At 38.1% G+C, this 26,079-nt stretch carries 26 protein-coding genes, 3 pseudogenes and 1 riboswitch; of the genes and pseudogenes, 25 read left to right on the top strand and 4 right to left on the bottom strand.

The genetic code is table 11. The features are described 5' to 3' along the window. Positions 1–121 precede the first annotated feature (121 nt). Entirely contained in the window at positions 122–841 is a 720-nt protein-coding gene (locus D1953_RS00550; protein WP_119115205.1) for a YebC/PmpR family DNA-binding transcriptional regulator, read from the top strand. 287 nt (positions 842–1,128) lie between these two features. Beyond that, positions 1,129–2,769, top strand: a complete 1,641-nt coding sequence (locus D1953_RS00545) for a catalase (RefSeq protein ID WP_119115204.1) — start codon at positions 1,129–1,131, stop codon at positions 2,767–2,769. Between the two features lie 234 nt (positions 2,770–3,003). On the opposite strand, the gene thiD is transcribed toward D1953_RS00545, so the two are convergent. The 3 genes from thiD to thiM are packed head-to-tail and all read right to left on the bottom strand — an operon-like array spanning position 3,004 to position 5,258. Beyond that, positions 3,004–3,789: a bifunctional hydroxymethylpyrimidine kinase/phosphomethylpyrimidine kinase gene (gene thiD / locus D1953_RS00540; RefSeq protein ID WP_245979800.1), complete on the bottom strand. Its 786-nt coding sequence runs from the start codon at positions 3,787–3,789 to the stop codon at positions 3,004–3,006. Positions 3,790–3,802: 13 nt separating this feature from the next. Then, positions 3,803–4,453, bottom strand: coding sequence for a thiamine phosphate synthase (gene thiE / locus D1953_RS00535; protein ID WP_119115202.1), 651 nt, complete (start codon positions 4,451–4,453; stop codon positions 3,803–3,805). After that, positions 4,440–5,258, bottom strand: coding sequence for a hydroxyethylthiazole kinase (thiM, locus tag D1953_RS00530; protein WP_119115201.1), 819 nt, complete (start codon positions 5,256–5,258; stop codon positions 4,440–4,442). The genes thiE and thiM overlap by 14 nt, the downstream gene beginning before the upstream one ends. A gap of 91 nt (positions 5,259–5,349) precedes the next feature. Then, a riboswitch (TPP riboswitch) is annotated at positions 5,350–5,461 on the bottom strand. Positions 5,462–6,001: 540 nt separating this feature from the next. Between thiM and D1953_RS00525 the strand changes: the two genes are divergently transcribed. From D1953_RS00525 to qoxD, 23 genes and pseudogenes are all read left to right on the top strand, one after another. Then, positions 6,002–6,715, top strand: a complete 714-nt coding sequence (locus D1953_RS00525; RefSeq protein WP_119115200.1) for a CoA transferase subunit A — start codon at positions 6,002–6,004, stop codon at positions 6,713–6,715. Further along, entirely contained in the window at positions 6,682–7,347 is a 666-nt protein-coding gene (locus D1953_RS00520) for a 3-oxoacid CoA-transferase subunit B (protein ID WP_119115199.1), read from the top strand. Before D1953_RS00525 ends, D1953_RS00520 begins: the two co-directional genes overlap by 34 nt. 14 nt (positions 7,348–7,361) lie before the next feature. After that, positions 7,362–8,636 carry a peptidase gene (locus tag D1953_RS00515; RefSeq protein ID WP_119115198.1) on the top strand — a complete coding sequence of 425 codons (1,275 nt, stop codon included), beginning with the start codon at positions 7,362–7,364 and terminating at the stop codon, positions 8,634–8,636. A gap of 74 nt (positions 8,637–8,710) precedes the next feature. After that, complete coding sequence (ablB, locus tag D1953_RS00510) at positions 8,711–9,559, top strand: putative beta-lysine N-acetyltransferase (RefSeq protein ID WP_119115197.1); 849 nt, start codon at positions 8,711–8,713, stop codon at positions 9,557–9,559. 83 nt (positions 9,560–9,642) lie between these two features. Continuing rightward, a complete protein-coding gene (locus D1953_RS00505) occupies positions 9,643–11,028 on the top strand; it encodes a sigma-54 interaction domain-containing protein (protein WP_119115196.1) in 1,386 nt (461 codons plus the stop codon). A 73-nt stretch (positions 11,029–11,101) separates the two neighbouring features. Further along, positions 11,102–12,499 carry a lysine 2,3-aminomutase gene (gene kamA / locus D1953_RS00500; protein ID WP_119115195.1) on the top strand — a complete coding sequence of 466 codons (1,398 nt, stop codon included), beginning with the start codon at positions 11,102–11,104 and terminating at the stop codon, positions 12,497–12,499. Beyond that, the gene (locus tag D1953_RS00495) at positions 12,500–12,781 is read left to right on the top strand and encodes a YokU family protein (protein ID WP_119115194.1); all 282 of its coding nucleotides are present in this window, start codon (positions 12,500–12,502) and stop codon (positions 12,779–12,781) included. 285 nt (positions 12,782–13,066) lie between these two features. Next, positions 13,067–13,786 (top strand): hypothetical protein, encoded by a 720-nt coding sequence (locus D1953_RS00490; RefSeq protein ID WP_119115193.1) that lies wholly within the window; start codon positions 13,067–13,069, stop codon positions 13,784–13,786. Positions 13,787–13,808: 22 nt separating this feature from the next. Continuing rightward, positions 13,809–14,315: an ankyrin repeat domain-containing protein gene (locus tag D1953_RS00485; protein ID WP_119115192.1), complete on the top strand. Its 507-nt coding sequence runs from the start codon at positions 13,809–13,811 to the stop codon at positions 14,313–14,315. Positions 14,316–14,569: 254 nt separating this feature from the next. After that, a complete protein-coding gene (locus D1953_RS00475; RefSeq protein ID WP_119115191.1) occupies positions 14,570–14,944 on the top strand; it encodes an immunity 22 family protein in 375 nt (124 codons plus the stop codon). Positions 14,945–14,965: 21 nt separating this feature from the next. After that, positions 14,966–15,091, top strand: a pseudogene (locus D1953_RS21600) (hypothetical protein); the annotation flags it as partial. A 203-nt stretch (positions 15,092–15,294) separates the two neighbouring features. Beyond that, positions 15,295–15,795 carry a hypothetical protein gene (locus tag D1953_RS00470; protein ID WP_119115190.1) on the top strand — a complete coding sequence of 167 codons (501 nt, stop codon included), beginning with the start codon at positions 15,295–15,297 and terminating at the stop codon, positions 15,793–15,795. 317 nt (positions 15,796–16,112) lie between these two features. Continuing rightward, positions 16,113–17,066, top strand: coding sequence for a 3-hydroxyacyl-CoA dehydrogenase family protein (locus D1953_RS00465; RefSeq protein ID WP_119115189.1), 954 nt, complete (start codon positions 16,113–16,115; stop codon positions 17,064–17,066). A gap of 360 nt (positions 17,067–17,426) precedes the next feature. After that, entirely contained in the window at positions 17,427–17,954 is a 528-nt protein-coding gene (locus D1953_RS00460; RefSeq protein ID WP_119115188.1) for a YceI family protein, read from the top strand. 258 nt (positions 17,955–18,212) lie between these two features. Continuing rightward, entirely contained in the window at positions 18,213–18,806 is a 594-nt protein-coding gene (locus tag D1953_RS00455) for an NADPH-dependent FMN reductase (RefSeq protein ID WP_182480459.1), read from the top strand. Next, positions 18,794–18,946, top strand: a pseudogene (locus D1953_RS21595) (nitroreductase family protein); the annotation flags it as partial. The gene D1953_RS00455 and the pseudogene D1953_RS21595, both read left to right, overlap by 13 nt. Before the next feature lie 94 nt (positions 18,947–19,040). Next, positions 19,041–19,361: pseudogene (locus D1953_RS00445) on the top strand (acyl-CoA thioesterase); the annotation flags it as partial. Between the two features lie 417 nt (positions 19,362–19,778). Next, positions 19,779–20,087, top strand: a complete 309-nt coding sequence (locus D1953_RS00440) for a Rieske (2Fe-2S) protein (RefSeq protein WP_119115187.1) — start codon at positions 19,779–19,781, stop codon at positions 20,085–20,087. A gap of 23 nt (positions 20,088–20,110) precedes the next feature. Further along, complete coding sequence (locus D1953_RS00435) at positions 20,111–20,308, top strand: hypothetical protein (RefSeq protein WP_119115186.1); 198 nt, start codon at positions 20,111–20,113, stop codon at positions 20,306–20,308. A gap of 867 nt (positions 20,309–21,175) precedes the next feature. After that, positions 21,176–22,093 (top strand): cytochrome aa3 quinol oxidase subunit II, encoded by a 918-nt coding sequence (gene qoxA, locus D1953_RS00425; protein ID WP_119115185.1) that lies wholly within the window; start codon positions 21,176–21,178, stop codon positions 22,091–22,093. 51 nt (positions 22,094–22,144) lie between these two features. Beyond that, the gene (gene qoxB / locus D1953_RS00420; RefSeq protein ID WP_119115184.1) at positions 22,145–24,094 is read left to right on the top strand and encodes a cytochrome aa3 quinol oxidase subunit I; all 1,950 of its coding nucleotides are present in this window, start codon (positions 22,145–22,147) and stop codon (positions 24,092–24,094) included. Next, positions 24,091–24,693 (top strand): cytochrome aa3 quinol oxidase subunit III, encoded by a 603-nt coding sequence (gene qoxC, locus D1953_RS00415; RefSeq protein WP_119115183.1) that lies wholly within the window; start codon positions 24,091–24,093, stop codon positions 24,691–24,693. Before qoxB ends, qoxC begins: the two co-directional genes overlap by 4 nt. Next, positions 24,690–24,977 carry a cytochrome aa3 quinol oxidase subunit IV gene (gene qoxD / locus D1953_RS00410; protein WP_119115182.1) on the top strand — a complete coding sequence of 96 codons (288 nt, stop codon included), beginning with the start codon at positions 24,690–24,692 and terminating at the stop codon, positions 24,975–24,977. The genes qoxC and qoxD overlap by 4 nt, the downstream gene beginning before the upstream one ends. A gap of 144 nt (positions 24,978–25,121) precedes the next feature. On the opposite strand, the gene D1953_RS00405 is transcribed toward qoxD, so the two are convergent. Further along, positions 25,122–25,994, bottom strand: a complete 873-nt coding sequence (locus D1953_RS00405) for a LysR family transcriptional regulator (RefSeq protein ID WP_119115181.1) — start codon at positions 25,992–25,994, stop codon at positions 25,122–25,124. Positions 25,995–26,079: the final 85 nt, after the last annotated feature.

The raw sequence follows: 26,079 nt of genomic DNA, 5'->3' as shown, positions 1-26,079 counted from the left end.
AATGCAACAATATGGAACCATAACGAACTCTTACTCGTTATCTTGAAAAGGGTTGAAGAAGCAGTTTATTTTATGATATATAATCGTATTTAGATTCAAAGTTGAAAGAGAGTGGAACATTATGGGTCGTAAGTGGAACAATATTAAGGAAAAAAAGGCGTCAAAAGATGCTAATACAAGTCGGATTTATGCAAAGTTTGGCCGTGAAATTTATGTAGCTGCGAAGCAAGGTGAACCAGATCCAGAATCAAATGGTGCTTTAAAAGTTGTACTTGAACGTGCAAAAACGTACAATGTACCAAAAACGATTATCGAACGTGCAATTGAAAAAGCAAAAGGCGGTTCAGACGAAACATATGACGAGCTTCGTTATGAAGGTTTCGGACCAAACGGATCAATGGTTATCGTGGATGCATTAACAAATAACGTAAACCGAACTGCATCAGACGTACGTGCTGCATTCGGTAAAAATGGCGGAAACATGGGTGTAAGTGGTTCTGTTGCCTATATGTTTGATAGCACAGCTGTTTTCGGTATTGAGGGAAAAACAGCAGATGAGACACTTGAATTATTAATGGAAGCAGATGTAGATGTACGTGATATTATAGAAGAAGAGGAATCAGTCATTGTTTACGCTGAACCAGATCAGTTCCATGCCGTACAAAAAGCATTTAAAAATGTTGGCATTACTGAATTTACAGTAGCTGAATTAACAATGCTGGCACAAAATGAAGTAACACTTGACGCGGATGCACAAGCACAATTTGAGAAAATGATTGACGCATTAGAAGATTTAGAAGATGTGCAGCAAGTGTACCATAACGTAGATTTAGGAGAATAGTCAGTCATATCAATCGTTTGAGAGCGATTATGAAACCTAAAAAGTTTAACGAATGGTGATATATTTACAAAAACAACTGTAAAATACAGTGACAAACGTTTAGCTCACTTTTGTATGAGAAATTCATATTAAAGGTGGGCTTTTTTGTATGCTCTTGGAAGACATAGATAAGGAATTTCTATATTTACCTATCATAAGCAGTTTAGTTATACAAAATCCCTATTTTCGCATAAATTTTCCAATAAAGGGAAAAAGATAAAGGTAATTATTTTTAGGAGGTTTTCATTTTGGCAGAGAACAAAGATAAGAATGCTTCACATGAACAAGACGTGAACCGTGAGACGCTGACAACACGCCAAGGCCATCCTGTGTTGGATAATCAAAACATTCGTACCATTGGTAATCGTGGTCCAGCTACGCTTGAGAATTACCATTTCATTGAAAAGATTTCCCACTTTGATCGTGAAGAGATACCTGAGCGTGTAGTACACGCACGAGGAACGGGAGCATTTGGATATTTTGAAACATACGGAAAGGTCGGAGATGAACCAGTAGAGAAGTATACTCGCGCAAAAGTATTTTCAGGTGCCGGGAAGAAAACACCGCTAATGGTTCGCTTTTCTACAGTAGCTGGAGCGAAAGATTCGCCAGAAACAGCACGAGACCCGCGCGGCTTTGCCGTAAAAATGTATACGGAAGATGGAAACTGGGATCTTGTTGGGAATAACCTGAAAATTTTCTTTATCCGTGATGCGATGAAGTTTCCTGATATGATTCACGCGTTTAAAGCGGATCCGGCTTCGAACGTGCCAAATCCTGAGCGGATGTTTGACTTCGTTTCCCGTACACCTGAGGCAACGCATATGATTACATTCTTATTCTCGCCATGGGGGATTCCTGCGACATACCGCCACATGCAGGGTTCTGGTGTAAACACCTATAAATGGGTAAATGACAAAGGCGAGGCTGTGCTGGTGAAGTATCACTGGGAGCCAAAGCAAGGGATTCGTAACTTAACACAAGAAGAGGCAAACGAGATTCAAGCGAAGAACGTCGGTCATGCAACACAAGATTTATATGAAGCAATTGAGCAAGGAGATTATCCAAAATGGGAGCTCTTTGTGCAGATTATGGAGGATGACTACCATCCAGAACTCGATTTTGATCCGCTCGATGATACGAAACTTTGGCCAGAGGATAAGTTTCCATGGTTGCCGGTGGGGCGGATGGTCCTTGATCGAAATCCAGTCGATTTTCATGCGGAGATTGAACAAGCTGCCTTCGGTACAGGGGTTCTTGTCGATGGAATGGACTTCTCAGATGATAAAATGCTGCAAGGCCGTACATTCTCTTATTCCGATACGCAGCGATATCGTGTAGGTGCGAACTATCTCAAATTGCCTTCAAATGCACCGAAAGTACCTGTTCGTACGAATCAGCATCGCGGCCAAATGGATATCCGTGACCCGAAAGAGTCTGGAGAAAATCCACATATTAACTATGAGCCATCGATGCTAGGGGGGTATCAAGAAGAAGGTAAAGAAAAACGTGCACCGCATCAACCAGTGTATAATGCGGCAGCAATGAGTGCACCGATTGATCGTCCTAACAACTACGGTCAGGCGGGCCACACGTACCGCAGCTTTGAGGATTGGGAGCGTGATGAACTGATTAAAAACCTATCCGAAGCACTGGCTGTGTGTGACAAACGAATTCAAGATGCCATGATTGAGCACTTTACACAAGCCGATGAAGACTATGGTCGCCGTGTAAAGGATGGTATCGCAGAGAAAATGAAAGAATTGAGGAAGGAAAACAAAGTTCCAGGCCGAGAAGCAGGCAGCTCGAAATTTGGTCAAGGTTCATTAGCTGCGAACGAAGCAACAGAGGATGCTGTAAAGAAAAGCCACGAAGCGGATCCTTATTAATGATGAAGAAAAGGTTGTCCAGAAAGTTAGTGAAAACTAACTGACTGGCGACCTTTTTATTTTTTGCTCATTTTCTGCCCTTTTTACAGATAAGCGTTGAGCTTAGTGTAGATTTTGTCTGTATCGCTTATCTTAATTTTACTACCTTCTTTGAACTCCCAAGTCCTTAGCTAATGCGTGAAGCGGGAGTCTTCTGTCGGGAAATGATAAACACCTAAATCGTAAGTACTTCTATCAAATCTTATAACAATGATTGAGCGGACCATTTCCTTTTCCAAGATTCAGCTGATCCTGAAGAGCTCCAGTTAAATAGTCTTTCGCATACTGAATACTCATGTTGACATCGTGTCCATCTGCTAAGTTACAAGCAATGGCGGAGGAAAGAGTACAACCTGTTCCATGTGTATTAGGATTTTCAATTTTAACACCTGTAAACCAGGTGAACTGGCCATTACTATACAGTAAGTCATCGGCACTATCTAGGAGATGGCCGCCTTTAATAAGGATATTTCCTTGATAATGCTTGGCTATTTGAATAGCGGCTTTTTGCATATCCTCTTTTGTTTCAATCTTCATCCCGCCGCATAGACATTGGGCTTCGGGAATATTTGGTGTAATCAGAGTTGCAAGTGGGAGCAGTTTTGTAATAAGAACATCCATCGCATCTTTACTTAATAATGGGCTGCCGCTTGTTGAAATCATGACGGGATCGACAACAATATGCTTCGGTTTGTATTCTTTTAGTTTTTCGACAATCACTTCAATAATGTGCGGGGAAGACACCATACCTATTTTCACGCTGTCTGGAAAGATATCGTTCATAATGCTGTCTAGTTGTTGTCCTACAAACTCAGGTGTTGCTTCTAGTACACTATCTACCCCCATTGTATTTTGGGCAGTAAGTGCTGTAATAGCTGTCATCGCGTACATTTTGTGAGCGGTAATCGTTTTAATATCAGCTTGAATGCCTGCTCCGCCGCTGCTATCGGAACCAGCAATACTTAATACTTTTTTCATCATCCATCCCTCTAATCTAGTTATTTTCGTGATTGACGATTTGCTTTGAGAGAGCAAGCAGTTCCTGGCTTGCTTTTTTGATATCTTGTTTAGCAAAAATCGCTGAAACAACAGCAACTCCATCAATCCCGCTACCGCTTAGTTGTAAAATATTTTTTTCATTAATTCCGCCGATTGCAACGACAGGAATGGAAACACTTTGACAAATAGCTTCTAACGTACGTAAGGGTAATGCAGTAGCATCGAGTTTCGTTGAAGTCGTAAAAACAGCACCTACACCTACATAATCTGCTCCACCTTTTTCAGCTAGACGGGCTTGTTCAACAGTTTGAACCGATACACCAAGTATTTTGTCATCACCAATCATATTTCTTGCTGTTGATAGATCCATATCGTCTTGTCCAATGTGAATTCCATCAGCAGCGCATGCAATGGCGACTTCTACATTATCATTGATGACAAATGGAACGTTATAAGTGTCTGTTATTCTTTTTATTTGCTGTGCTTCTTTTAAAAAGTCCTCATAAGGCAGATTCTTTTCACGTAACTGAATGAATGTTGCCCCGCCTTGAATTGCTTGTTCTACTTGTTTAGCTAACGATTGTTCTCCAAGCCAAGCTCTATCGGTTACGGCATATAAAAGCATAGATTGTTTATCTACTTTCAATTTTCATGCCCTCCTTTAATAGAGAAGAATCAAGTTTACTTACATAATCAATGAAGTGCGTTCTAAAGCTTGAAGTGCCTCCACCTGTAGCTATTGTTTTTTGATAAGCAAGTTCGCCGCTAAGTCCCACTACACAGACAGCTGCGGCTGTGCTATCTATTAATTGTTCTGGATTGGCTCCACAATAAGCACCGATTACAGCAGAAAGCATACAACCTGATCCGGTGATTTTCGACATCATTGGGTGCCCGTTTTTAATGATGTACGCTTTTTCGTGGTGAACAACCAGGTCGGTAGCGCCTGTTGTAGCAATAACAGCACCTGTTCCAATGCTTAAATCTTTTGTAAATTGAATGATTTCATTTATATTTTCATCTTCAATACTTTCAGCCGCATCGACACCTTTTGTTAATCCACTTCCTGCGTAAATCGTTTTAATTTCAGAAATATTGCCTCTAATAACGGAAAACTTCACTTCTTCTAGTAGTTTAAACGTCATATTTGTTCTTAGTTTAGAAGCACCAGCACCGACAGGGTCTAAAATAACAGGAAGACCGAGTTCATTTGCTTTTTTCCCTGCTTTAATCATCGAGAGAATTGTTCGTGCATTGAGCGTGCCGATATTAAGGACGAGACTGCTGCAAATACTCGTAATTTCCTCTACTTCGGTTAAATCATCTGCCATAATAGGAGATCCGCCGCAGGCCAAGACAATATTAGCCACATCGTTGACTGTTACATAGTTGGTAATATTATGTACTAAAGGTGTTTGCATAGCTACATTTTCTAAAATCTTTTCAAACATATAGGTACTCCTCCGTTGGTTGATTTATCTACTAACTAATTGAAATGAAAAAATGCGATATACCAAAAAGGTGCATCGCATTCATAGACTATCATTTATGACATTCGATTTCCTACGTTGGCATTATCCAAATCAGGTTAAAGGGTTAAAGCTACATTTCGCTTACTCTCAGCCCACATGTGCAAGCTCCCCTGCTATTTAATTTATCATTTCTATTTAAATTCTATCTACTATTTTAGCATATTTCCTGTTATATGGTATTCTTCTTCGATTAAATCACGTTTTTCTTTATATAGCTTTTCGTATAGCTGAAAGGTGTATGAGCCAAAAGTATGTTATCAACTATATTGTTTAACAAAGTTAAAATTCCATCAGTAGGGGCTTCCTTGCATCTCCCACTTTACTTCAATCAAGTGAACGTATGAACCTGATTGGTGAAAGCTTACTTTTGAAAGTAGTAAAGGTAAGTTTCACTGTATTTCACCAATGAGAACTTTATTACAAAAGTGAGGCATTCCGACAAGTATAAGATGAAATACGGAGCAGCGCAGTTTGCCACAAACCAGAACAAGCCTATGACCTCGAGCCGCAGCCGGATGAGGTAAGTTTTATTCCACCTATACTTCCTTGTTTTCTCATAAGCTAGAGGTGAAGGTCTTACTATCCGTTAAGTGTGGGGAAAAATCTGTTAAAGTATTAGGATTTTTTCAGTAGTAGGCTCATATTCTAATAGGGGTGATGTGATGGTGGAAAATACGTTCGGGAAAATCTGTACATATGATCAAGTTAAGCCGTTATTCAAAGATAATCAATCCATTTTATTCGGTGGATTTGGCGGAGTCGGCACGCCGCCAGGGCTAGTAAATTTGATTTTAGAAACAAACGTTCAAAACTTACTTCTTATCGGCAATGATGCAGGATTTCCGAATATCGGAATAGGAAAAATTGTGACGGCAAAAAGGGCACGCAAAATGATAGTATCTCATATCGGCTCGAATCCAAACGCTGGTGCATTTATGCAGAATGGTGAACTAGAGATTGAGTTTTCGCCGCAAGGCACGCTTGTTGAACGAATTAGAGCAGGGGGGATGGGGCTTGGCGGGGTGTTAACAGATATCGGATTAGATGCAGAATTTGTTAATCAAGGGAAACAAGTAGTAGCACTAGATAACAAGAAGTATCTTGTCGAACCTGCATTAACCGCTGAAATTGCAATTGTGTATGCGAAACAATGTGATCCATACGGCAATTTAGTGTTTGATAAAAGTGCCCGCAATACGAATCCTCTTATTGCGATGGCAGGCGCCATCACGATTGTTGAAGCTGATGAAATCGTACCGCTTGATGCTTTAAATCCAGAGCATATTGTGACTCCGGGTGCATTTGTTGATTATATCGTTCCATCGAAGGGAGTGGATTGGAAATGGGCATGGGAGACGGTATTCGACAAACATTAGCCAAACGTGCTGCTGAGGAAATTTCTGATGGTATGCTTGTCAATTTAGGGATTGGCATTCCATCACTCGTTCCAGATTATTTGCCCAAAGGTCATAACGTCATGTTTCATGCGGAAAATGGAATTGTTGGAATCAGTCATTCCCCACCGTATGAGGAGGCGGATGAGCATTTATGTAACGCCGGAGGTTATCCGATTACGGTGAAAAGTGGAGCATCTTATTGTGATAGTGCTGTTGCATTTGGAATGATTCGACGTGGACTTGTGGATGTAACGATTTTAGGGGCGCTGCAAGTAAGTGAGGCAGGTGATTTAGCAAATTGGATTGTTCCGGGGAAAAGGGTTCCAGGGATGGGGGGCGCGATGGAACTCGCAGCAAAAGCGAACAAAGTGATTGTATTGATGAATCATACGGATAAAAATGGTCAATCGAAATTACTTAAAACATGTACGTTACCGTTAACGGCCAAACGATGTGTCCATATGGTCATTACCGATTTAGGTGTTTTTTCGGTAAGGGAAACAGGATTAATCTTAACTGATTTATATGAACCGTATACCGTAGAAGAAGTACGAAAGCGAACAGAAGCCTCATTTGATGTTGCCGAACAGCTCCGTATCCTACAAAAATAAGGAGTGTGATGTAAATGGCCTATCAGCAGCAAATCTCAACGTGGTTGCAAGAGCATCGAAAAAATGGGATTCAACTATTACAAAAGCTTGTTCAAGAGCCTAGTAAACGTTATCAGGAAGAAGGTGCCCAAGCCATCGTTGTTGAAAAATGCCGTGAATTGGGCTTAGCTATAGATTTATGGGAAATTGGTGATGAAACGTTACGCAGTCATCACCATTTTTATTGTGATCGTCATAATTTTCAAGGAAATCCAAACCTTGTTGCTGTTAAAAAAGGCAGAGGCGGCGGCAAATCTTTGATTTTAAATGGTCATATTGATGTTGTTCCAGAAGGAGATCATGCGCGTTGGGATGACGATCCGTATAGCGGAGTTTTAAGAGAAAACAAAGTATACGGGCGAGGAACGACTGATATGAAAGGCGGAAATGTTGCTTTATTATTAGCTATTGAGGCCATTACGGCTTTAGATATTCCGTTAAAGGGTGATCTTATATTTCAAAGTGTGATTGAAGAAGAAAGTGGGGGTGCTGGTACATTAGCAGCGATTTTGCGAGGGTACAAAGCAGATGGAGCTATTATCCCAGAGCCTACTAATTTAAAGTTATTCCCTGTTCAACAAGGATCGATGTGGTTTCGGCTCATTGTGAAAGGTAAGTCTGCCCATGGCGGTACAAGGTATGAAGGAGAGAGTTCGATCGATCTTATGACGAATGTTTTACATGAAATTAAAAAGCTAGAGAATGAACGTAATCAGCAATGGAAGCAACATCCTCTTTATCAAAAAATACCGATCCCGATTCCCATTAATATTGGAAAAATGGAAAGTGGGAATTGGCCATCTTCGGTTCCAGAGACAGCTATTGTTGAAGGACGATTTGGCATTGCCCCAACGGAAACGATGGAGGAGGCGAAAAGCTCACTGGAGACGATGATTGAAAGGCTCAATCAAACAGATTCCTGGTTTCGCACAAAGCCAATAGAAATCGAGTGGTTTGGAGCGAGATGGCTTCCGGGAAGTATGGACCTAGAACATGCCCTTTTAAAAACGGTTGCTGACGCTTTTAAGAACGTGCAAGGAGTGGAGCCAATTATTGAAGCATCACCCTGGGGAACCGATGGCGGGTATTTATCAACAGTAGGAAACATTCCGACGCTAGTGTTTGGACCAGGGGAGACGAAGCTGGCGCATGATACGAATGAATATATTGAAGTCGATAAAATGATGGCTGCCGCTGAAATTATTGCGCTTACCATTTTAGACTGGTGCGAAGTTGCAGAAAATGTGTAATGATATAGCAGAGGTTATGAGAATTTGATTTTTTAGTGAAAGAGAAGCTTTTGATAGGAAAAGAGGAAATAATCATGAATCTAGAAATATTCGAAAAAAAAATCCAGAAACGAGGCTATTCCATTACTTTGACAATGGACCCCTTTAATAAGCGGGTACGTGTAGAAGACTACCTTGGTCATTTCGCTAGCTGTGTAGAGGAAGCTCTCCTTGCAGTAGCTGAGATTTCTGCGGAAAAACTAATTTTTAAAGTACGTAAAGAAAATGTAATCGACTTAATGATGCATGGTTTTGTATATGAGGCAATGATTGATAAGTTTTATCTTGGCAGCGATTGTCATTTTCTTGTGAAATACTTTTCCGCTGAGAGAAGAGCGAATGAACATTGGATAAAAGAAGATGAAATCATTCAAAATGTAGCAGCGTTACCAAAGCATGTCACATTATCAAGCCCTCCGCAAGAATATGAAGTACGGAAGGCGACAGTAACAGATGCAGCGAAGCTTGCTAAGTTGTATCGGGCGGTATTCGAAGTGTATCCAACGCCGATGAATGATCCGGAATATATTCAAAAATGTATAAAAGGCGATACCGTTTTTTATGTGTATACGTATGAAGGGGAAATTGTAAGTGCTGCTTCGGCTGAAATAAACCGTTTTTATCATAATGCGGAAATTACCGACTGTGCGACATTGCCCGAACATCGGCAGTTTGGCTTGATGAAGCATTTGATTGTCAAATTAGAAGAAGAGTTACTTGCCCAGGAAATATATTGCGTATATTCGATTGCTAGAGCGCTTTCATTCGGGATGAATGCTGCGCTTCATCAACAAGGCTATGAATACCGAGGGCGCCTTGCGAATAACTGTTATATTTTTGATAAGCTGGAGGACATGAATATGTGGGTAAAGTCCATTGTTTGAGTGCTGAAATATCGGCAGCTTTTTGACAAGTTTTCAGCACTTCTTCATATATATCTAGTAAGAACGTATGGAGGAGGGGGACCTTGTCAGCATCTTATTCAGAAAAAGTTTTAGAAGCTATTTTGGCAAGTATTGATGAAGGTATTCATGTAATTGATTTAGAAGGGAACACCATTTTTTATAATGAAGTAGCTGCAGCGAACGATGGAATGAAAGTTTCTGAAGTATTGAACGTTCCATTACTGCAAGCCTTTCCATCGTTAACGGAAAAATCCTCTACGTTACTTCAGGTGATTCAAACAGGAAAACCAATTTATCACAAAGAGCAGTCTTATATGAATATTCATGGTAAAAAAATTGAAACGGTTAGCTCGACATTACCGATTTATGTTGATGATAAGCTTATTGGAGCTGTTGAAATTGCGAAAGACTATTCAAGTTTAAAGGAGCTATCACAGCGCTTAATAGATATTCAAGCAGCAGGAAAGCCCAAGAAAGCACAAGCGAATAGTACGGTATATACATTTTCTGATTTATTAACGAATAATCCTGATTTTCAACAAATTATTTCGCAAGGGAAAAAAGCGGCACAATCTTCCTCATCTATATTGGTGTATGGCGAAAGCGGGGTTGGGAAGGAGCTGTTTGTTCAAAGTATTCATCATGCTTCGCCTCGAAGAACGTCACCATTTATCGCACAAAATTGTGCTGCACTCCCGGAATCACTGCTGGAATCTTTATTATTCGGTACAGCGAAAGGAAGCTATACAGGAGCTGTTGAGCGACAAGGTTTATTTGAATTAGCGGATGGAGGAACGTTATTTTTAGATGAGCTTCAGTCGATGCCAATCGAATTACAAGCTAAGCTATTGCGCGTATTAGAAGATGGGGTTGTTCGGAGAATTGGCGGTACGAAAAGCACGGTTGTGGATGTACGTGTAATTGCGGCCATGAATGTCCCACCAAAGAAGGCCATTGAAGAAAATCAGCTGCGACCAGATTTGTATTACCGCCTAAATATATTAAGCTATGAACTACCGCCATTAAGAAAGCGACCGGAAGATATTGTTCTTCTTAGTCAGCACTTTATTGAGCAGTTTAACCGAAAGCTCTGTCGTAAGATTGAAGGAATGAGCAGTGATGTACGTAATCTGTTATTGCACTATCACTGGCCTGGAAATGTACGTGAGTTAAAGCATGCAATTGAATATATGATTAATACAGCTGAGACGAAAGAGCTAACGATTGCAGATGTTCCGCGCTTTTTACAAAATCATTCCTCTGAAGCGGCGAAGTTACTTCCATTGCGAGAAGCGTTAAAGGAAACGGAGTCAAAGCTCATTACAAAAGCGTTGCTGCAAACGAATGGGAATGTGCTGCAAGCATCCAAGCTTCTCAACGTGCCTCGTCAAACGCTTCAGTATAAAATACAAAAATATAGGAATGTTTCTGAACCCAGATCAAAATGATTCTGGGTTTTTTGGTCATTTGGGCATGCTTCTTGCATTTACTATCAGTATCAACACTTCGGGGGGAATGACCATGTTACATGATTTATATAAACCAAAGCGTCATTGGAAGGATATTGAACTATGGAAAGATGTCACTGACGAGCAATGGAATAACTGGCTCTGGCAGTTAACGAATACAATTAGAACTGTTGATGATTTAAAGAAGGTCGTTCATTTGACACCGGATGAGGAAGAAGGGGTACGAATTTCTACAAAGACGATTCCTCTTAATATTACGCCATATTATGCATCTTTAATGAATCCCGATGATCCGCGTTGCCCAATTCGCATGCAATCCGTGCCGATTTCAGCAGAAATGCATAAAACAAAATATGATATGGAAGATCCGCTTCATGAAGATGAAGATTCGCCTGTAGCGGGACTGACTCATCGTTATCCAGATCGCGTCTTGTTTTTAGTAACGAATCAATGCTCCATGTATTGCCGCTATTGCACAAGAAGACGTTTCTCGGGCCAAATTGGGATGGGAGTGCCGAAGAAGCAGTTAGATGCGGCCATTCAATATATACGTGAAACACCGGCTGTTCGAGATGTTCTTTTATCAGGTGGAGATGGACTGCTTATTAATGACACAATTCTTGAATATATTTTGAAAAATTTGCGCGATATTCCTCACGTTGAAATTATTCGTATTGGTACGCGTGCTCCAGTTGTTTTTCCACAACGAATTACAGAGAATTTATGTAATATTTTAAAGAAATATCACCCTGTTTGGTTGAATACTCATTTTAATACGTCAATTGAAATTACAGAGGAATCAAAGCTGGTCTGTGAAATGCTGGCAAATGCCGGAGTACCGGTTGGCAATCAAGCCGTTATTTTAGCGGGGATTAATGACAGTGTGGCGATTATGAAAAAGCTGATGCACGATCTAGTGAAAATCCGCGTTCGTCCTTACTATATTTATCAATGTGATTTATCAGAAGGAATCGGCCATTTCCGTGCACCGATTTCTAAAGGGATTGAAATTATTGAAGGGTTGCGCGGGCATACTTCTGGTTACGCAGTGCCAACCTTCGTCGTCGATGCTCCTGGAGGGGGAGGAAAGATTGCCTTGCAGCCGAATTATATTCTTTCACAATCTCCTACAAAAACGGTTCTGCGAAACTTTGAAGGAGTCATCACGACCTACCCTGAGCCAGAGAACTATACCCCAGGTCTTGCCGATGATTATTTTAAAGGTGTTTATCCAAATGCAGAGGAGAAGCGTTCGGATATTGGTGTATCAGGTTTAATGAATGATGCGGAGTTTAACCTTGTGCCAAAAGGATTAAAACGGCTCGAACGCCGCGAGCGGTATGAAACAAATCCATCGCATACGTCCCTCAAAAATCAGCGTGAAAAGCGCGACCAATTAAAAGAAAAGAAATTCCAAGCACAGCAAAAAAAGAACAAAGGGGAGAAGTAAATGAAAACTTGCCCTTGGTGTGAAGAAGGTACTCTATCCTCTGTCACAGATACGGTCTACTGGGAATTGCCGGATGGAACACGAGCGGTCGAAATTACGGAAACACCGTCCATTCTTTGCGACCACTGTCAGGCGTTGTTCCAAAGCGATGAAACGGTAAAGGAAATTGAAGATCAATTGTTTTTAATTGATACGAAGCAGTTGGGGAAGCAGACGAAATATGAAGACTTATTGAAGATGAAGAGGTTGTTGAAGCGGAATTATTTTGATTTTAGTGAGTGAGTTTATAGGTTTTAAAAGAAAAGCATCTATTTGTCCTGTATACACAAGACAAATAGATGCTTTATTTTATTCATAATAAAGTAATGCAATTTACAGTTTTGTTTATACCGTAAATTTACATTTCTCCCATTACACTTTTAATCAAATTGCGGCACCTTAGGTCAGTATAAAATCGATAAGCTGATTAAGAAGGAAGAGATCCAAGAAAATATCGAAGAAAAAGTAGAAACGAATAGCTGTTCAAGAGAAGAACTAGAAGAAATTGAGAAAAAGAGAATCGAAGAATTGCAGAAGCAGCTTGGCAAGGTATCCACCCTAGATGAATATTTAAAAATTGCCAATGAAATAGGGTTGGAAAACCTTGACCCTGCCCAGCAACAAATCGTCATCGAATTAGAAATAGCTAAGCAAAACAGAGAGGTAGTAAAAGGAATCGGGAAAGGCCTCTATGAAGTAGGAAAAGACTTGGTGACAGGGATATATGATTTTGTCACTCATCCAAAAGAAACAATAGAAAGTGCAGTTCATGCGGCAACTCATCCAAAGGAGACGTACAACTATTTATCCAAAGCAATATCCGAATCGTATGAACGAGATATGGTGAATGGTGATGCCTATTCTCGAGCGTACTGGGTGACATATGCAGTAGGAACCGTGGCGACTTCCATATTGGGCACAAAAGGCGTTGGCTCTGTAACGAAGACAGGAATTGCATCAACAAAAGCCACTGTCAAAGCAGGTGTAGATAAGAGCAAGACCGTGATAAAAGAAACCCCTTTATCCAGATTATTTCCATATGCCACACACTACCAAATGGCATTAGCGGGTGTAAATCATGTGCCGTATAATACGGTAAATAGTGTAGGGTTAAGAGATCAGTTACTCTCTATGGCAAAAGTGGAGACGGGGATTAGTGGTAAGGGTACGGGTAACACTGTAAGCGATTATCTTGATGATATTGTGGAAGCCCTTGAAGAATTAGGTGAATTAGCGAGTAGAAGATAATTGAAGTTAAGGAGGATATGGTTTGGATAAAAAGAGTGTAAACAAAGCAATAAGGAATGCAATTAAACTTGGTAATATTAAAGAGGTAAAACCATTAATAGGTAATGATAAAGAAATTTTGGACACAATGAATGCATTTGGTGCATGGTTACATGTAGCTGCAAAGAAAGGATGCCTTGAAATAGTTCAGTATTTAATTGATGAAGGTATAGATATTGATGCTAGAGGTGGTACATTTGATGCTTCTGCATTAAATTTGGCAGCAGGAGCGGGGCATTTGGAGGTAGTAAAGTATTTACTAGAGGCTGGCGCAGAATTAGATGTGAGTTTAGCAAAAAGGAATCCATTATTTGGAGCGATTTATGGTGGTCATAAAGAAGTAGTGGAGTTTCTAGTTGAAAAAGGTATAGATATTTCAATCAGATATACTGGAGAGAGTATTAAGGATATGGATGCATATGAATATGCTAGAGAACTTGGACAAACAGAAATTGCTGAATATCTGAAGATGGATAAAAAGAATAAGTAAGAGAGATTGATATTGTTTTTACTAATTATGAATAACACATAAAGCATATGTGAAGTGTACAATTTGTCAATTCAAACAGTGTTCATGGAGGTTTAGGCCCAAACTAAGGTATATAATGAATTGTTAGCATTAATAGATACTTCTAGCGACTATAATACATTTGTAAGACGACTTAATAATTGGGCTAATATAGACTAGAGGGTGGGGTTTCATCTTTACCGGAAGGTCTTAGATTAAAGTAGGAGGATACTATAATGGAAAAACAAGGATGGGTTTCTATTTGGTTAGGTAATATTAAAGAAGAGAACTCTATAGGCGAGTATGTAGATTTAACGTATGATGAGGATGGCGAGTTTGTACCTTCCAAATTTTTCATTGATTTTAAGATTGATATAGATGAAACAGATGAGGATACTATGGAAAAAGCGATCTATAAGAATAGTAGTAGTGATATTTCCACATTATTAGATGGGTGTTCGTATGAAGAAATTATCATCCCAAAAATTAAGAAAAGTATTGACTTAAAAAAATCATATAATGCAGTAATTCTGATATATAACTTTGAGTATAACAATGAAATTACTGCAACTGATGCTTTTGACTTTATTACTTCTATAAATTATGAGTAAGAAAATAATTATAAGTATGGAGAATTGAATGAAAATAATAGAAGTCCAGTTTACTATTATGATATTCAAATTGCGACTCTTCTTGGAGAATTTTTAAGAAAGATAGAAGAAAATGATAAATATTATTTGGAGTTACTAGCTGATTAAAGAACGATAATAAAACTCATACCTTTGTTTTTTTATGAGATATTTATGTTTTGGATAACTTGTACCTAAAAATATGTATTCCTTAAGATGGGATATTTTTTATAAGGATATTAATCAAAACAGAAGAAGATAAATTACCTGCTTTTTTGTAGAGTAATTCAAAAATGTGTAGCAAAGTCTTTGAATTAAAGGAGAAAAATAGAATGGTTCGAATTATAAGGGATTTAATAGTTTTGTTAGGGGTAATGTGTTTATTTGGCTTTATTCTACTGTTGTTTAATGGAAGGTATTCAGAGACTACCGATATGTTTATTTGCACTTTAGTCATCCTGTTCATAGCATTCCTATTAACAAGGTATATCGAGAAAAGAGCTTATAATATACATCAAAAGGATTATGAGATTGTCATTATTTCAAATGAATGGATGGATTCTAATCAATTTGATGGCGAACAAGAGTCGAATGTGCAGCCTTTTGAAAACGAAGTGATTACATTTTTGGATACAGGGAAAGTATCGGCGACCTTTGCATACACTCTTGCAGATTGGAACGAGAGGAAAGAAGTAGTTCATATTTCTCAAGATCCAACATTCTTGGTGATTTCAGGTAATGGGAGTGCCAGTACGAAGAAGGCTATGCGACAACCATTTGTTGTCACATCCAATTCAATGGAAGTTTTACAATTTATGGAAAATAATAAATAACTATTTGGAGATACTTCCTTTTTCCATACGGGTTACGTCCTTTTTAGATTACTAGTATCAGTATGTTTAAAATTGGAATATAACTTACATTTATTCTAATTTTTTGCACAAGAATCGCCTTAATATGGTAAAATTTAATATATTACAATATTTAGGGGGATATATATTAATAGAAAATGTAGAACGTTCTATTAAAAAACCTTAACCCTAATTGAAAAACAAGCCATTCAAAATGTATTGGCGGTTACATATGAAAAAAGTAGAAATATGCAAAGCAATCGTCTTAGAAGGAAAAGACCTAGGGAGGAAAGTACAAAATGATTAAAAATATTGCCATTATTGGTTCAGGTGTAATGGGGAGCAGCATTGCCCAATCTTTTGCGGTTAGTGGTTATTCTGTCACGATAAATGATTTAAATGAAGAGTTGTTACAAAAATCAAAAAATCGGATTTTTGAAAATCTGTCATTGATTGCGAAAGAAGTAGGATTAGACGAGGAACAAAAGCAGTCTAATTTAGCGAATATTCACTATACTGCAGATTTAGAAGAAGCTGTCAAGGAAGCCGATTTTATTATTGAAGCTATTCCGGAAGTTATTGAGTGGAAGTGGGAGCTTTATGAAAAATTGGAACGAATAATGAAGGTGGATGCCATTGTGGCTTCCAATACATCCACGTTTCCAATCTCACGTTTAATGGAAAAGGCTTCTTTTCGAGAGCGGATGATAATTACGCATTTCTTTAATCCAGGCCATTTAGTTCCGTTAGTTGAAATTGTGAAGCATCCTCAAACAAAAGAGACGGTTGTTGATGTGACACTGGATCTTATTCGTAAGATTGGTAAATCGCCAATTCTTCTAAAGAAAGAAATTCCCGGATTTATTGCTAATCGTTTGCAGACAGCCTTAATGCGCGAAGCATTTTATTTGTTAAAAGAAGATGTAGCCAGTGCACGCGATATTGATACAGCAATAACGGCTGGACCAGGGTTCCGTTGGGCGTTTACAGGGCCGATTGAAATTGCAGACTTTGGGGGACTGGATACGTGGCAGCGAGTGTTTGAAAATGTAGCTCCTAATTTAGATCAAAGTGTGGAGGCCCCTGAAATCATTCGAGAGTTGGTTGAACAAGGAAAGCTAGGAACAAAATCAGGGGAAGGCATTTATCAATATGATGAGATGCTCGTTTCCCAAAAGCTTAATGAAAGAGACCGTAATTTTATTAAACTTGGAAAAATGAAGCTTGAGGTCCTGCTACAACAGACTAAATAAAAGAAATGATAAAGTGAAACTTCCATCAGTAAAGGTCTTACTGCCCGTTAAGATTGGATAAACCTGATGGCGTGTATGAATTTAAAAGAAAGTATATTTCTCGTTGCAAAAGACCTGTCTCAATAAAATTTCAAGACAGGTCTTTTTGTACGTTATGGAATATTTTTCATAGCAGAATATGGTTGGTTAAATATTGTGTCATAAAGTATTGACAGTACGAATTGATATATGTTAAATTTATCTCAAGTTAGAGATAAATAATTTCATAATAATTTATTTAGAGATGATGGAATAGACAGTTATTAAATTTTTTAAAATATATATCTCAATTTCGAGATAAAAAGTGGGAGGAATTTTAAAATGGCAAAATGGACAGTAGACCAATCACACTCAAGCGTAGGGTTTGAAGTAAAACATATGATGGTATCAAAAGTAAAAGGACAATTCGATTCTTATACAGCAGATGTAGAAGCTGTAGATTTAGCAGACTTAACTACAGCTTCAATTGCATTTAAATTTGATGTTGCAAGCATCAATACACGCAGCGAAGATCGTGATAACCACTTAAAATCGGCAGACTTTTTTGATGTAGAAACATATCCAACAATTGATTTTAAATCAACAAACATTACAAAAGCTGGAGATGATTACAAAGTAACTGGCGACTTAACTATTAAAGGTGTAACAAAAACAGTAACTTTTGATGTTGAATTTGGCGGTAAAGGTACGAACCCATGGGGAATAGAAGTGTACGGATTTGAAGCAACAGCAAAAATTAACCGTGAAGAGTTCGACCTTACTTGGAATGCAGCACTTGAAACAGGTGGCGTACTTGTAGGGAAAGACATCAGAATCAACGTTGAATTAGAAATTAACCCAGCAGCATAATTTTAGGCTATAAAATATTATGCAATAATAAACCGATTCGTACATTTTTCATTAGTGTCCGAATTAGTTTATTAAAACGAATGGGTCACATAGCGACAAGAAGTTAATTTTTACGTATATATCTCGAGATCGAGATATTGGTAAAATGGAGGAATAAAAATGAAAGAATTAAAAGGACTTCATCACGTAACAGCAATTACAAGCAGTGCAGAAAGGATTTATGAATTTTTTACTTATGTAGGGAGGTGAAACAATAAAATGGGACTTTTAAATAAATTATTTGGAGCTGGACAAAAGGAGGAAGAAACAATGACAAAATTAAACATTGGTATTATTTTAGGATCTACACGTGAAGGGCGCGTAAGTCCACAAGTTGGTGCATGGGTAAAAGAATTAGCTGACAAACGCGATGACGCAAACTACACAATTATCGATATCGCAGATTATAAATTACCATTACTAGGTGAAGAAGGCGGAGATACTTCAGGCGCAGCAGCCTGGTCTGAAATTATCGCAGCTCAAGACGGCTTCGTATTCATCGTTCAAGAATATAACCACTCAATTACAGGAGCACTTAAAAATGCATTAGATTATTTACGTGAAGAGTGGAACAACAAAGCGGCGGGCATTGTATCTTACGGTTCAGTAGGTGGTGCTCGTGCGGCAGAACACTTACGTGGTATTTTAGGTGAATTGTTAGTTGCAGATGTTCGCGTACATCCAGCATTATCTTTATTCACTGATTTTGAAAACGGTACTGATTTTAAACCAAAAGCAGTTCAAGAAGATTCAGTAAATCAAATGTTAGATCAATTAATTCCTTGGTCAAAAGCATTATTCACAATCCGCTAATTGATGAAGAAGTAAAAAAGGAATGGAATATCCCTGGGGAATATAAATTAATTGCCCGAATGCCATTTGGTAATCTAAATTCTCCACCAGGTGAAAAAGAATTCCAACCACTTGAAGACCGTGTTAAATTTTATAAATAATAATATGAACCGGAAGAGAAATGCCTAATAATCTCTCTTTCGTAGATTTGCTAAAAAGATTTAAAAATCTCGTGGGGATTGTGAAGCCACACATCAATTTTTAGCTGCTACCGGTTATCGAGCTTCTACCTTATATGCTGAACAGCAAGTCAGTGTCCCGCTGCTTGAAGCGAATTGCCGATTTCAGAGTCCGTTATTGTTTGAAGATAATGTGACCGTTCACAGTAAAGTAGTGGAATTGTACCAAAAAGTGTTCAAAATAAGCCATACGTTTTTCAAAGAGGAAAAAATCGTTGTGGAAGGATATGAAGTTCGCGCTTGGACATCGTTTAAAGAAAAGCCAAAGGCTTATCCGATTCCAAATGAAGTACGAGAAAAAATGATGCCTGAAAATGTCGAGAGAGTAAAGAGTTAAAGCATATGTTGAAGCCAGGTAAAGGTATTTTCAGATCGTATCATTTCTTTTGTGATTACATTTATAAGATAAACAAAGAGAATTGTTATAAAGAGAAGAGAATCTATTCCTAATATTAGGGGATATCGATTCTCTTCTTTTTGATTTAGGGAATTTTATATGAATCTGCATCTGTTAATTATCCAAAACCATACAATTCCTTCGTAAATGGGCAATGAGTTCTGAGTAGTTTCTTTTATGGATAGTTGCAAAATTTGCGAGTATTTATTGTTTTAAATGGAATATTAAAGAGCAAAATAGGTGTTTTGTAAAGGGAGCGATTAAAGTTGGGAACGGACGGTTTAATGTATGTAAAACTTTTTTAATACTGTAACAACCAATTGTTTTGGGAGCAGAAAAGCAATTAAGAGGTGGATAATGGCTTGGATAAAAGTAGCTAATACGGATGATGTTAAACAGGTTAGCGATATGAAGGAGATTAATGTAAGCGAACAAAGTCTAGTTCTATTTAAGATAGATGAAGGTTATTTTGTTACTTCTAATCTTTGTACGCATAGAAAACAGTACTTAACAGATGGTTCAGTAGACGGAAGTGCGGTGAATTGTCCAAGGCATGGCGGAAAATTTGATATCAAAACGGGAGAACCATTAGCTGGTCCATGTTATACAGCTTTAGAGACGTACCCTGTCGATATTCGAGATGACGAAGTGTGGATTGATATATAAAACTAGTGGAGGTAATCGTAACGATGGATAAACAAATTTGGTTCAGAGATTTACATGATTTAGACCTTGAAGATTTAGTTCAATTAAAATGGAATATTAGTCAGGGATTCTTCCCTGATGCAGACTGGCACCAAAGGCCAAATCCTCAAAATCCTGAAGGTATTACTATGGACGAATGGTTGAGCATTCTTGAGAAGGAATTTGTCAGACTAGGTATTTAGTTTTAATAAGAGATTGATGAAGATGAAAAGGAAGGATAAAGATAAAAGCAGTGTAATTTCGAATTGTGAAATCCACTGCTTTTACATCCATTTACCTTCTAGTTATCTATGTTTTCTCTCAACTATTCAATCCTAAGAATCCTCTTTTTCCTCATTTTTTATCCAGGTTCTTCTTTTTATATTTTTTGTAAAGACAAAGCAAATACTAAAAAATGTATTCGATTATATCTGAATTCCATAGGAATATATGCTTTCTTATTTCACGTTCTTCATCAAATAGCTTGTATTGTTCTTCTAATCTTAAAATATTACTTTCTAATTGTTTTAGTTGATCCTGAAATGACTTTTCTATCATCTCATTAGAAATAGCCGTTTGCATGAGAAGTGACATGTTTTGAAAAACAGTATGAACTTTCTCTGTATAATGTTTCTTGTAATTGGGCGGGAGAATGAAAATATTCACTAATAAGGCGGACGTTATCTCAATTTAAATAATTCCAAAGCGATGCAGAGCATAGATTAAATCCTTATTTCCGTGTGCACTCATAATTGCGAGTACGGTAACTAATGTAAGTGAAATGGTCGTTTTGGATTAATATTTACCTTTTGGTAATATATGTTTTTAATGGATGCGAAATAGAAGAAATATGAAAAGTTATTGAAGAAGAAATAGATGTAGCTCAAATGAAAAAGACTGTCTCTAATAGTCATCGAGTAGTGATGGCATAAAGGTTCAGTCTTTTTTGTTTTCTTTTTTGACATTGGCTTATTTTCCAATATAAACACACATAACTTCATTTTTTGGGATAACTTCATTTTTTCAGGATAACTTAGAAATAAAATCTTAAACAAGAGAGGAGTACATGTATGAACATAAAATGGTCTTTATTAGTTATTTTCTTTGTCATAGTCACTGTACTGACTGGCTGTGACCCACTAATGGTTCTAGATCCTAAAGGACCTCAAGCCCAAACACAAGCTAATGTGATTTGGCTATCTATTGCGGTAATGTCAGTTATTACCATTATCGTTTGTGCATTTTTGGTTTTTGTGTTGGTAAAATATCGTGACTCTAAACTACCTAAAGATTATGAACCTCCCTACATTGAAGGGAATCACCTTGTTGAGTCAATTATTGTTGGGGTCCCAATTTTAATTGTCCTTTTCTTCTCGGTAGTTACTATCATTACCAACAATAAAGTGGAAGCCACACCGGAGAAGTACAAAGGTCAAGATCCATTAGTGATTTATGCTTCATCATCTGACTGGAAGTGGCATTTTAGTTATCCGGAAAACGATATTGAAACAGTAAATTATTTGTATGTTCCAACAAACCGACCACTTGAATTTAAACTGTATTCATTTGGGCCTATCACGAGTTTCTGGGTTCCGCAGCTAGGTGGTCAAAAATATGCCATGGCCGATATGGTAACCACATTACACTTAGCTGCTGACGAAGAAGGTGAAATGATGGGAAGGAATGCAAACTTTAGTGGAAAAGGATTTGCGGAAAATATGTTTCATGTCGAAGCTATGTCACAAGCTGAGTTTGATGACTGGGTAAAGGAAGTTAAAGACACAGCAGAGCCTCTTACGGAAGCAAAGTTTAATGAATTATTGCAACCTGGTTATACGGGGCAATTAACGTTTACTGGAACGCATTTAAGTTTTTCACCAGCTCCTGAACATCACCACGGTTCAAAAGATTCTAATGAAGATGTAAATGATGAATATATGGAGCATGATCATGGGTCAAGTAATGAATCAGCACACAATTATGAATAGTTTCTTAAGCTTACCGCAAGAAAAATATGTTTAGAAAGGAAACACAAAAGTATGGGTTATTTCGCTAAATTTGCTGTACCTCATCCTAGTCCTGCGATTTATGCATCAATGATTGCCATTGTTGTGACAGTGTTTTTGATTATTTTTGGTCTAACGTACTTTAAAAAATGGATTTACTTATGGAGTGAATGGATAACAACTGTTGATCATAAAAAAATTGGTACTATGTATCTAATAGCTGCCTTGTTGATGCTATTCCGTGGCGGGGTAGATGCTCTGATGATGCGTGCACAAACTGCCGTACCTGATAACAAATTATTAGATTCACAACATTATAATGAGGTTTTTTCAGCACATGGGGTTATTATGATCATCTTCATGGCTATGCCGTACATTATGGCTTTTATGAACATCGTAGTGCCATTACAGATTGGAGCCCGAGATGTAGCATTTCCACGTCTAAATGCCGTTAGTTTCTGGTTGTTTTTTATGGGTGCGATGCTATTCAACATCTCTTTTGTAATTGGTGGTTCACCTGATGCTGGTTGGACATCTTATTTTCCACTTGCAGATAACGAATTTAGCCCGAGTGTTGGGACGAACTATTATATGATTGCTATTCAGATAGCTGGAATAGGTACGTTAATGACAGGGATTAACTTTATTACGACTATTCTTAGAATGAGAGCACCTGGTATGACATTAATGAGGATGCCAATGTTTACATGGTCTGCTTTCGTTACAAGCATTATTATCATTTTCGCATTCCCTGTATTAACAATAGCACTGCTCATGGGAACAATGGATCGATTATTTGAAACCAAGTTTTTTGCAATGACTGATGGTGGTATGGATATGCTATGGGCGAACCTGTTTTGGGTCTGGGGCCATCCTGAAGTATATATCTTAATCCTTCCTGCATTTGGGATATTCAGTGAGATTATCCCAACTTTTTCGCGACGTAACATATATGGCTATAAATCCATGGTTATCTCAATGGTTGTAATCTCTCTATATTCATTTTTCGTTTGGACGCATCACTTTTTCACAATGGGTCAAACGGCATATGTTAATAGTATTTTCTCCATCACAACGATGGTCATTGCTGTTCCGACCGGCATTAAGATTTTTAACTGGTTGCTCACGATGTGGAAAGGTCGAATCAGATTTACCGTACCTATGCTTTATTCAATCGCTTTCATCCCGCTTTTCACGATTGGTGGAGTGACTGGGGTTATGCTTGCGATGTCAGCAGCGGATTATCAATACCATAATACAATGTTTTTAGTAGCTCACTTCCACAATGTCATCATTCCGGGTGTAGCATTTGCTGTACTTGCTGGCAGCACTTACTACTGGCCGAAAATTTTTGGTTTTATGTTAAATGAAAGGATTGGGAAATGGGCATTCTGGTTTCTAACGATCGGTTTTTCCTTAGCTTTCTTCCCTATGTATATCACTGGTTTAGATGGACAAGCACGTCGGATGTATACGTATTCTGAGGCAAGTGGGTATGGACTATTAAATTTTGTTTCCTTTATAGGGGCGGCTTTTATGGCCATCAGCTTTGTATTAATCGTGTATACCATTTACTACAGCATTCGTCATTCTCCAAGGCATGTTGGCGGTGATCCGTGGGATGCACGTTCTCTTGAATGGGCTACTCATAATCCAGTACCTGAGTATAACTTTGCTATTATTCCGCAAGTGGATTCAAGGGAACCATTTTGGGATGCTAAATACAAAAGATATGAATTATTTAAAGGTGACTATAAGAAAATTCATATGCCTAATAATAGTGGCGTACCGTTTATCATGTCTGCTCTCTTCTTTGTGTTTGGATTTGCGTTAGTATTCAGTATGTGGATTCTGGCAGTCATTTCGTTAATCGGTATCTTTATTTGTATGGCCCATCGTTCATTTGAGATTGATCATGGACATTATATTTCTGTAGAAGAAATTAAAGAAACAGAAGTGAAAATGGGAGGTAATCATAAATGAAAGTAGACCACTCGCAGCCTCTTGAATATAGTACGGAACAAAATCGTTTAAATATTTTAGGCTTCTGGGTTTTCCTTGGTGCTGAAATTATGCTCTTTGGAACACTTTTTACATCTTATTTTACACTAGTGGACCGTACAGGTGACGGTCCTACTGGGGCAGAAATTTTTGAGATCTTTCCAGTACTTATGGAAACCTTCTTGCTCTTAACAAGCAGCTTTGTCATTGGACTCGGCATTCATGCTATGCGACTTGGAAAGAAGAAGGCCATGTTAACGTTCTTTGTTATTACGCTTCTCCTTGGACTAGGATTTTTAGGCTTTGAAATTGATGAGTTCATGGTTTATTATCACGAAGGAGCTACCCTGCAAACTAGTGCCTTTACATCGATGCTCTTTACAACATTAGGAACGCATGGGGCTCACGTTACACTAGGATTTTTCTGGGGATTATTCATTATCATCCAGGTGGCAAAGCGCGGGATAACGCCTGCGACGGCCAATAAATCATTCATTTTCTCTCTTTACTGGCATTTCTTAGATGTTGTCTGGATTTTTATTTTTACCTTTATCTACTTGGAAGGGATGACGCGAGTATGAGAGAATTATTTCCGGCCAAACAGGTATGGGGCTTTGTATTGTCACTGGCTTTGACGGCAGCTGCCCTTCTAGTTTATTTCTTTAATATGTCAAGAGCGACAGGCATGACGATTTTTATCGTGACAGCATTTATACAGGCATTTGTTCAATTAGTTGTGTTTATGCATGCTCGTGAAACAGACGATAGCAAATCCATTTTCGCGACTCTATATTACGCGATATTCATTGCTTTAATAACCGTCTTCGGTACACTATTATGTATGATTTGGGGTTGGAAATACTGATCCGATGTACTAAAGGGGACCTCTATTGCCGCGGCGGGAAAGGAAAAGTTGGATTTTGAAAAATATAGTATGAAAGAAGCGTTCATTAAGTACAATTGTTACTTGATGAACGCTATTTAAGTTGGATTAAGGGTTCACTCTAAATTAAAACAGTTCTATTACAAAGGTTCGAAATAAATCTGCTGATGGTGATAATGTATGTTCATTTAACCAGGCGATGCCTATTTCCCTATGACAATATGGTTCAGAAATTGAAATTTGTTTAATCTTATCCGAGCTGATTCCATGAAATGCTGGAATAATGGTAACTCCAAGCCCGGATGAAACAAGACCAGCCAGAGTAGAAACGTCTTCTCCTTCAAATTTTATTCTCGGAGTAAAGCCCGCTTTTTCACAAAAGTTGTTAATGACCCCTCTCATTCCTAATCCTTTCTTAAAGCCAATAAAATTGTCATCGGATAATTCACTAAGGACTACCGAAGACTTTGATGCGAACCGATGATTGGCAGGTACATATAAGAAGAGCTCCTCATCCATTAATGGATGCCATGTAATATTGGGATTCTCCTCAAATGAACTAATTAGACATAAATCCACTTCTCTGTTGAGGAGCTGCTGAATGCTGTTTAATGTTTTGTTCTGATAGAGTTGAATTTCTACATGAGGATATTGTTTGTTAAAATTGCTGATTATTTCAGGCAAAATAGTTATGCCTAATGTTTGTAGAAAAGCAAGAGACACGTTTCCTGTATATGGATTTTTTAACTGATTAATCTCCTGGATGCCAATCGAAATCTCATTTAATCCATTTTCCACTCGTTTCAAGAAAAGTCGCCCAAACTTATTTAGCTGAACGGAACGTCCAGTCCGCTCAAAAAGTGTGACTCCAAGTTCTTCTTCTAATTTATGAATAGAACGGCTGAGGGCAGGTTGAGAAATGGCTAAGAGCTCTGCCGACTTTCTAAAGTGTTCTATTTTTGCGACGACACGAAAATATTCAAGTTGCTGCCACTCCATTTCATACGCCCTCTTTCCTATTGATAATGAAAAGGTATCATTTTCATAATTATAATGCAATAGACGTTATCCTTATTTAAGAAGT

This window comes from Peribacillus asahii (assembly GCF_003570725.1).
GTDB lineage: Bacteria > Bacillota > Bacilli > Bacillales > DSM-1321 > Peribacillus > Peribacillus asahii.
Note: the sequence above shows the minus strand (reverse complement) of the source record. Positions and strands in the feature narration are given on the sequence as shown.

Bases quoted from the DNA above. Each gene is read 5' to 3' on its own strand.
- D1953_RS00405 (WP_119115181.1), bottom strand. From the start codon at position 25,994: ATGGAGTGGCAGCAACTTGAATATTTTCGTGTCGTCGCAAAAATAGAA.
- D1953_RS00520 (WP_119115199.1), top strand. From the start codon at position 6,682: ATGGGCATGGGAGACGGTATTCGACAAACATTAGCCAAACGTGCTGCT.
- D1953_RS00455 (WP_182480459.1), top strand. From the start codon at position 18,213: ATGGGACTTTTAAATAAATTATTTGGAGCTGGACAAAAGGAGGAAGAA.
- qoxA (WP_119115185.1), top strand. From the start codon at position 21,176: ATGAACATAAAATGGTCTTTATTAGTTATTTTCTTTGTCATAGTCACT.
- thiD (WP_245979800.1), bottom strand. From the start codon at position 3,789: ATGATGAAAAAAGTATTAAGTATTGCTGGTTCCGATAGCAGCGGCGGA.
- ablB (WP_119115197.1), top strand. From the start codon at position 8,711: ATGAATCTAGAAATATTCGAAAAAAAAATCCAGAAACGAGGCTATTCC.
- D1953_RS00440 (WP_119115187.1), top strand. From the start codon at position 19,779: ATGGCTTGGATAAAAGTAGCTAATACGGATGATGTTAAACAGGTTAGC.
- kamA (WP_119115195.1), top strand. From the start codon at position 11,102: ATGTTACATGATTTATATAAACCAAAGCGTCATTGGAAGGATATTGAA.
- D1953_RS00525 (WP_119115200.1), top strand. From the start codon at position 6,002: ATGGTGGAAAATACGTTCGGGAAAATCTGTACATATGATCAAGTTAAG.
- qoxB (WP_119115184.1), top strand. From the start codon at position 22,145: ATGGGTTATTTCGCTAAATTTGCTGTACCTCATCCTAGTCCTGCGATT.
- D1953_RS00465 (WP_119115189.1), top strand. From the start codon at position 16,113: ATGATTAAAAATATTGCCATTATTGGTTCAGGTGTAATGGGGAGCAGC.
- qoxC (WP_119115183.1), top strand. From the start codon at position 24,091: ATGAAAGTAGACCACTCGCAGCCTCTTGAATATAGTACGGAACAAAAT.
- qoxD (WP_119115182.1), top strand. From the start codon at position 24,690: ATGAGAGAATTATTTCCGGCCAAACAGGTATGGGGCTTTGTATTGTCA.
- D1953_RS00435 (WP_119115186.1), top strand. From the start codon at position 20,111: ATGGATAAACAAATTTGGTTCAGAGATTTACATGATTTAGACCTTGAA.
- D1953_RS00550 (WP_119115205.1), top strand. From the start codon at position 122: ATGGGTCGTAAGTGGAACAATATTAAGGAAAAAAAGGCGTCAAAAGAT.
- D1953_RS00495 (WP_119115194.1), top strand. From the start codon at position 12,500: ATGAAAACTTGCCCTTGGTGTGAAGAAGGTACTCTATCCTCTGTCACA.
- D1953_RS00515 (WP_119115198.1), top strand. From the start codon at position 7,362: ATGGCCTATCAGCAGCAAATCTCAACGTGGTTGCAAGAGCATCGAAAA.
- D1953_RS00470 (WP_119115190.1), top strand. From the start codon at position 15,295: ATGGTTCGAATTATAAGGGATTTAATAGTTTTGTTAGGGGTAATGTGT.
- thiM (WP_119115201.1), bottom strand. From the start codon at position 5,258: ATGTTTGAAAAGATTTTAGAAAATGTAGCTATGCAAACACCTTTAGTA.
- D1953_RS00460 (WP_119115188.1), top strand. From the start codon at position 17,427: ATGGCAAAATGGACAGTAGACCAATCACACTCAAGCGTAGGGTTTGAA.
- D1953_RS00475 (WP_119115191.1), top strand. From the start codon at position 14,570: ATGGAAAAACAAGGATGGGTTTCTATTTGGTTAGGTAATATTAAAGAA.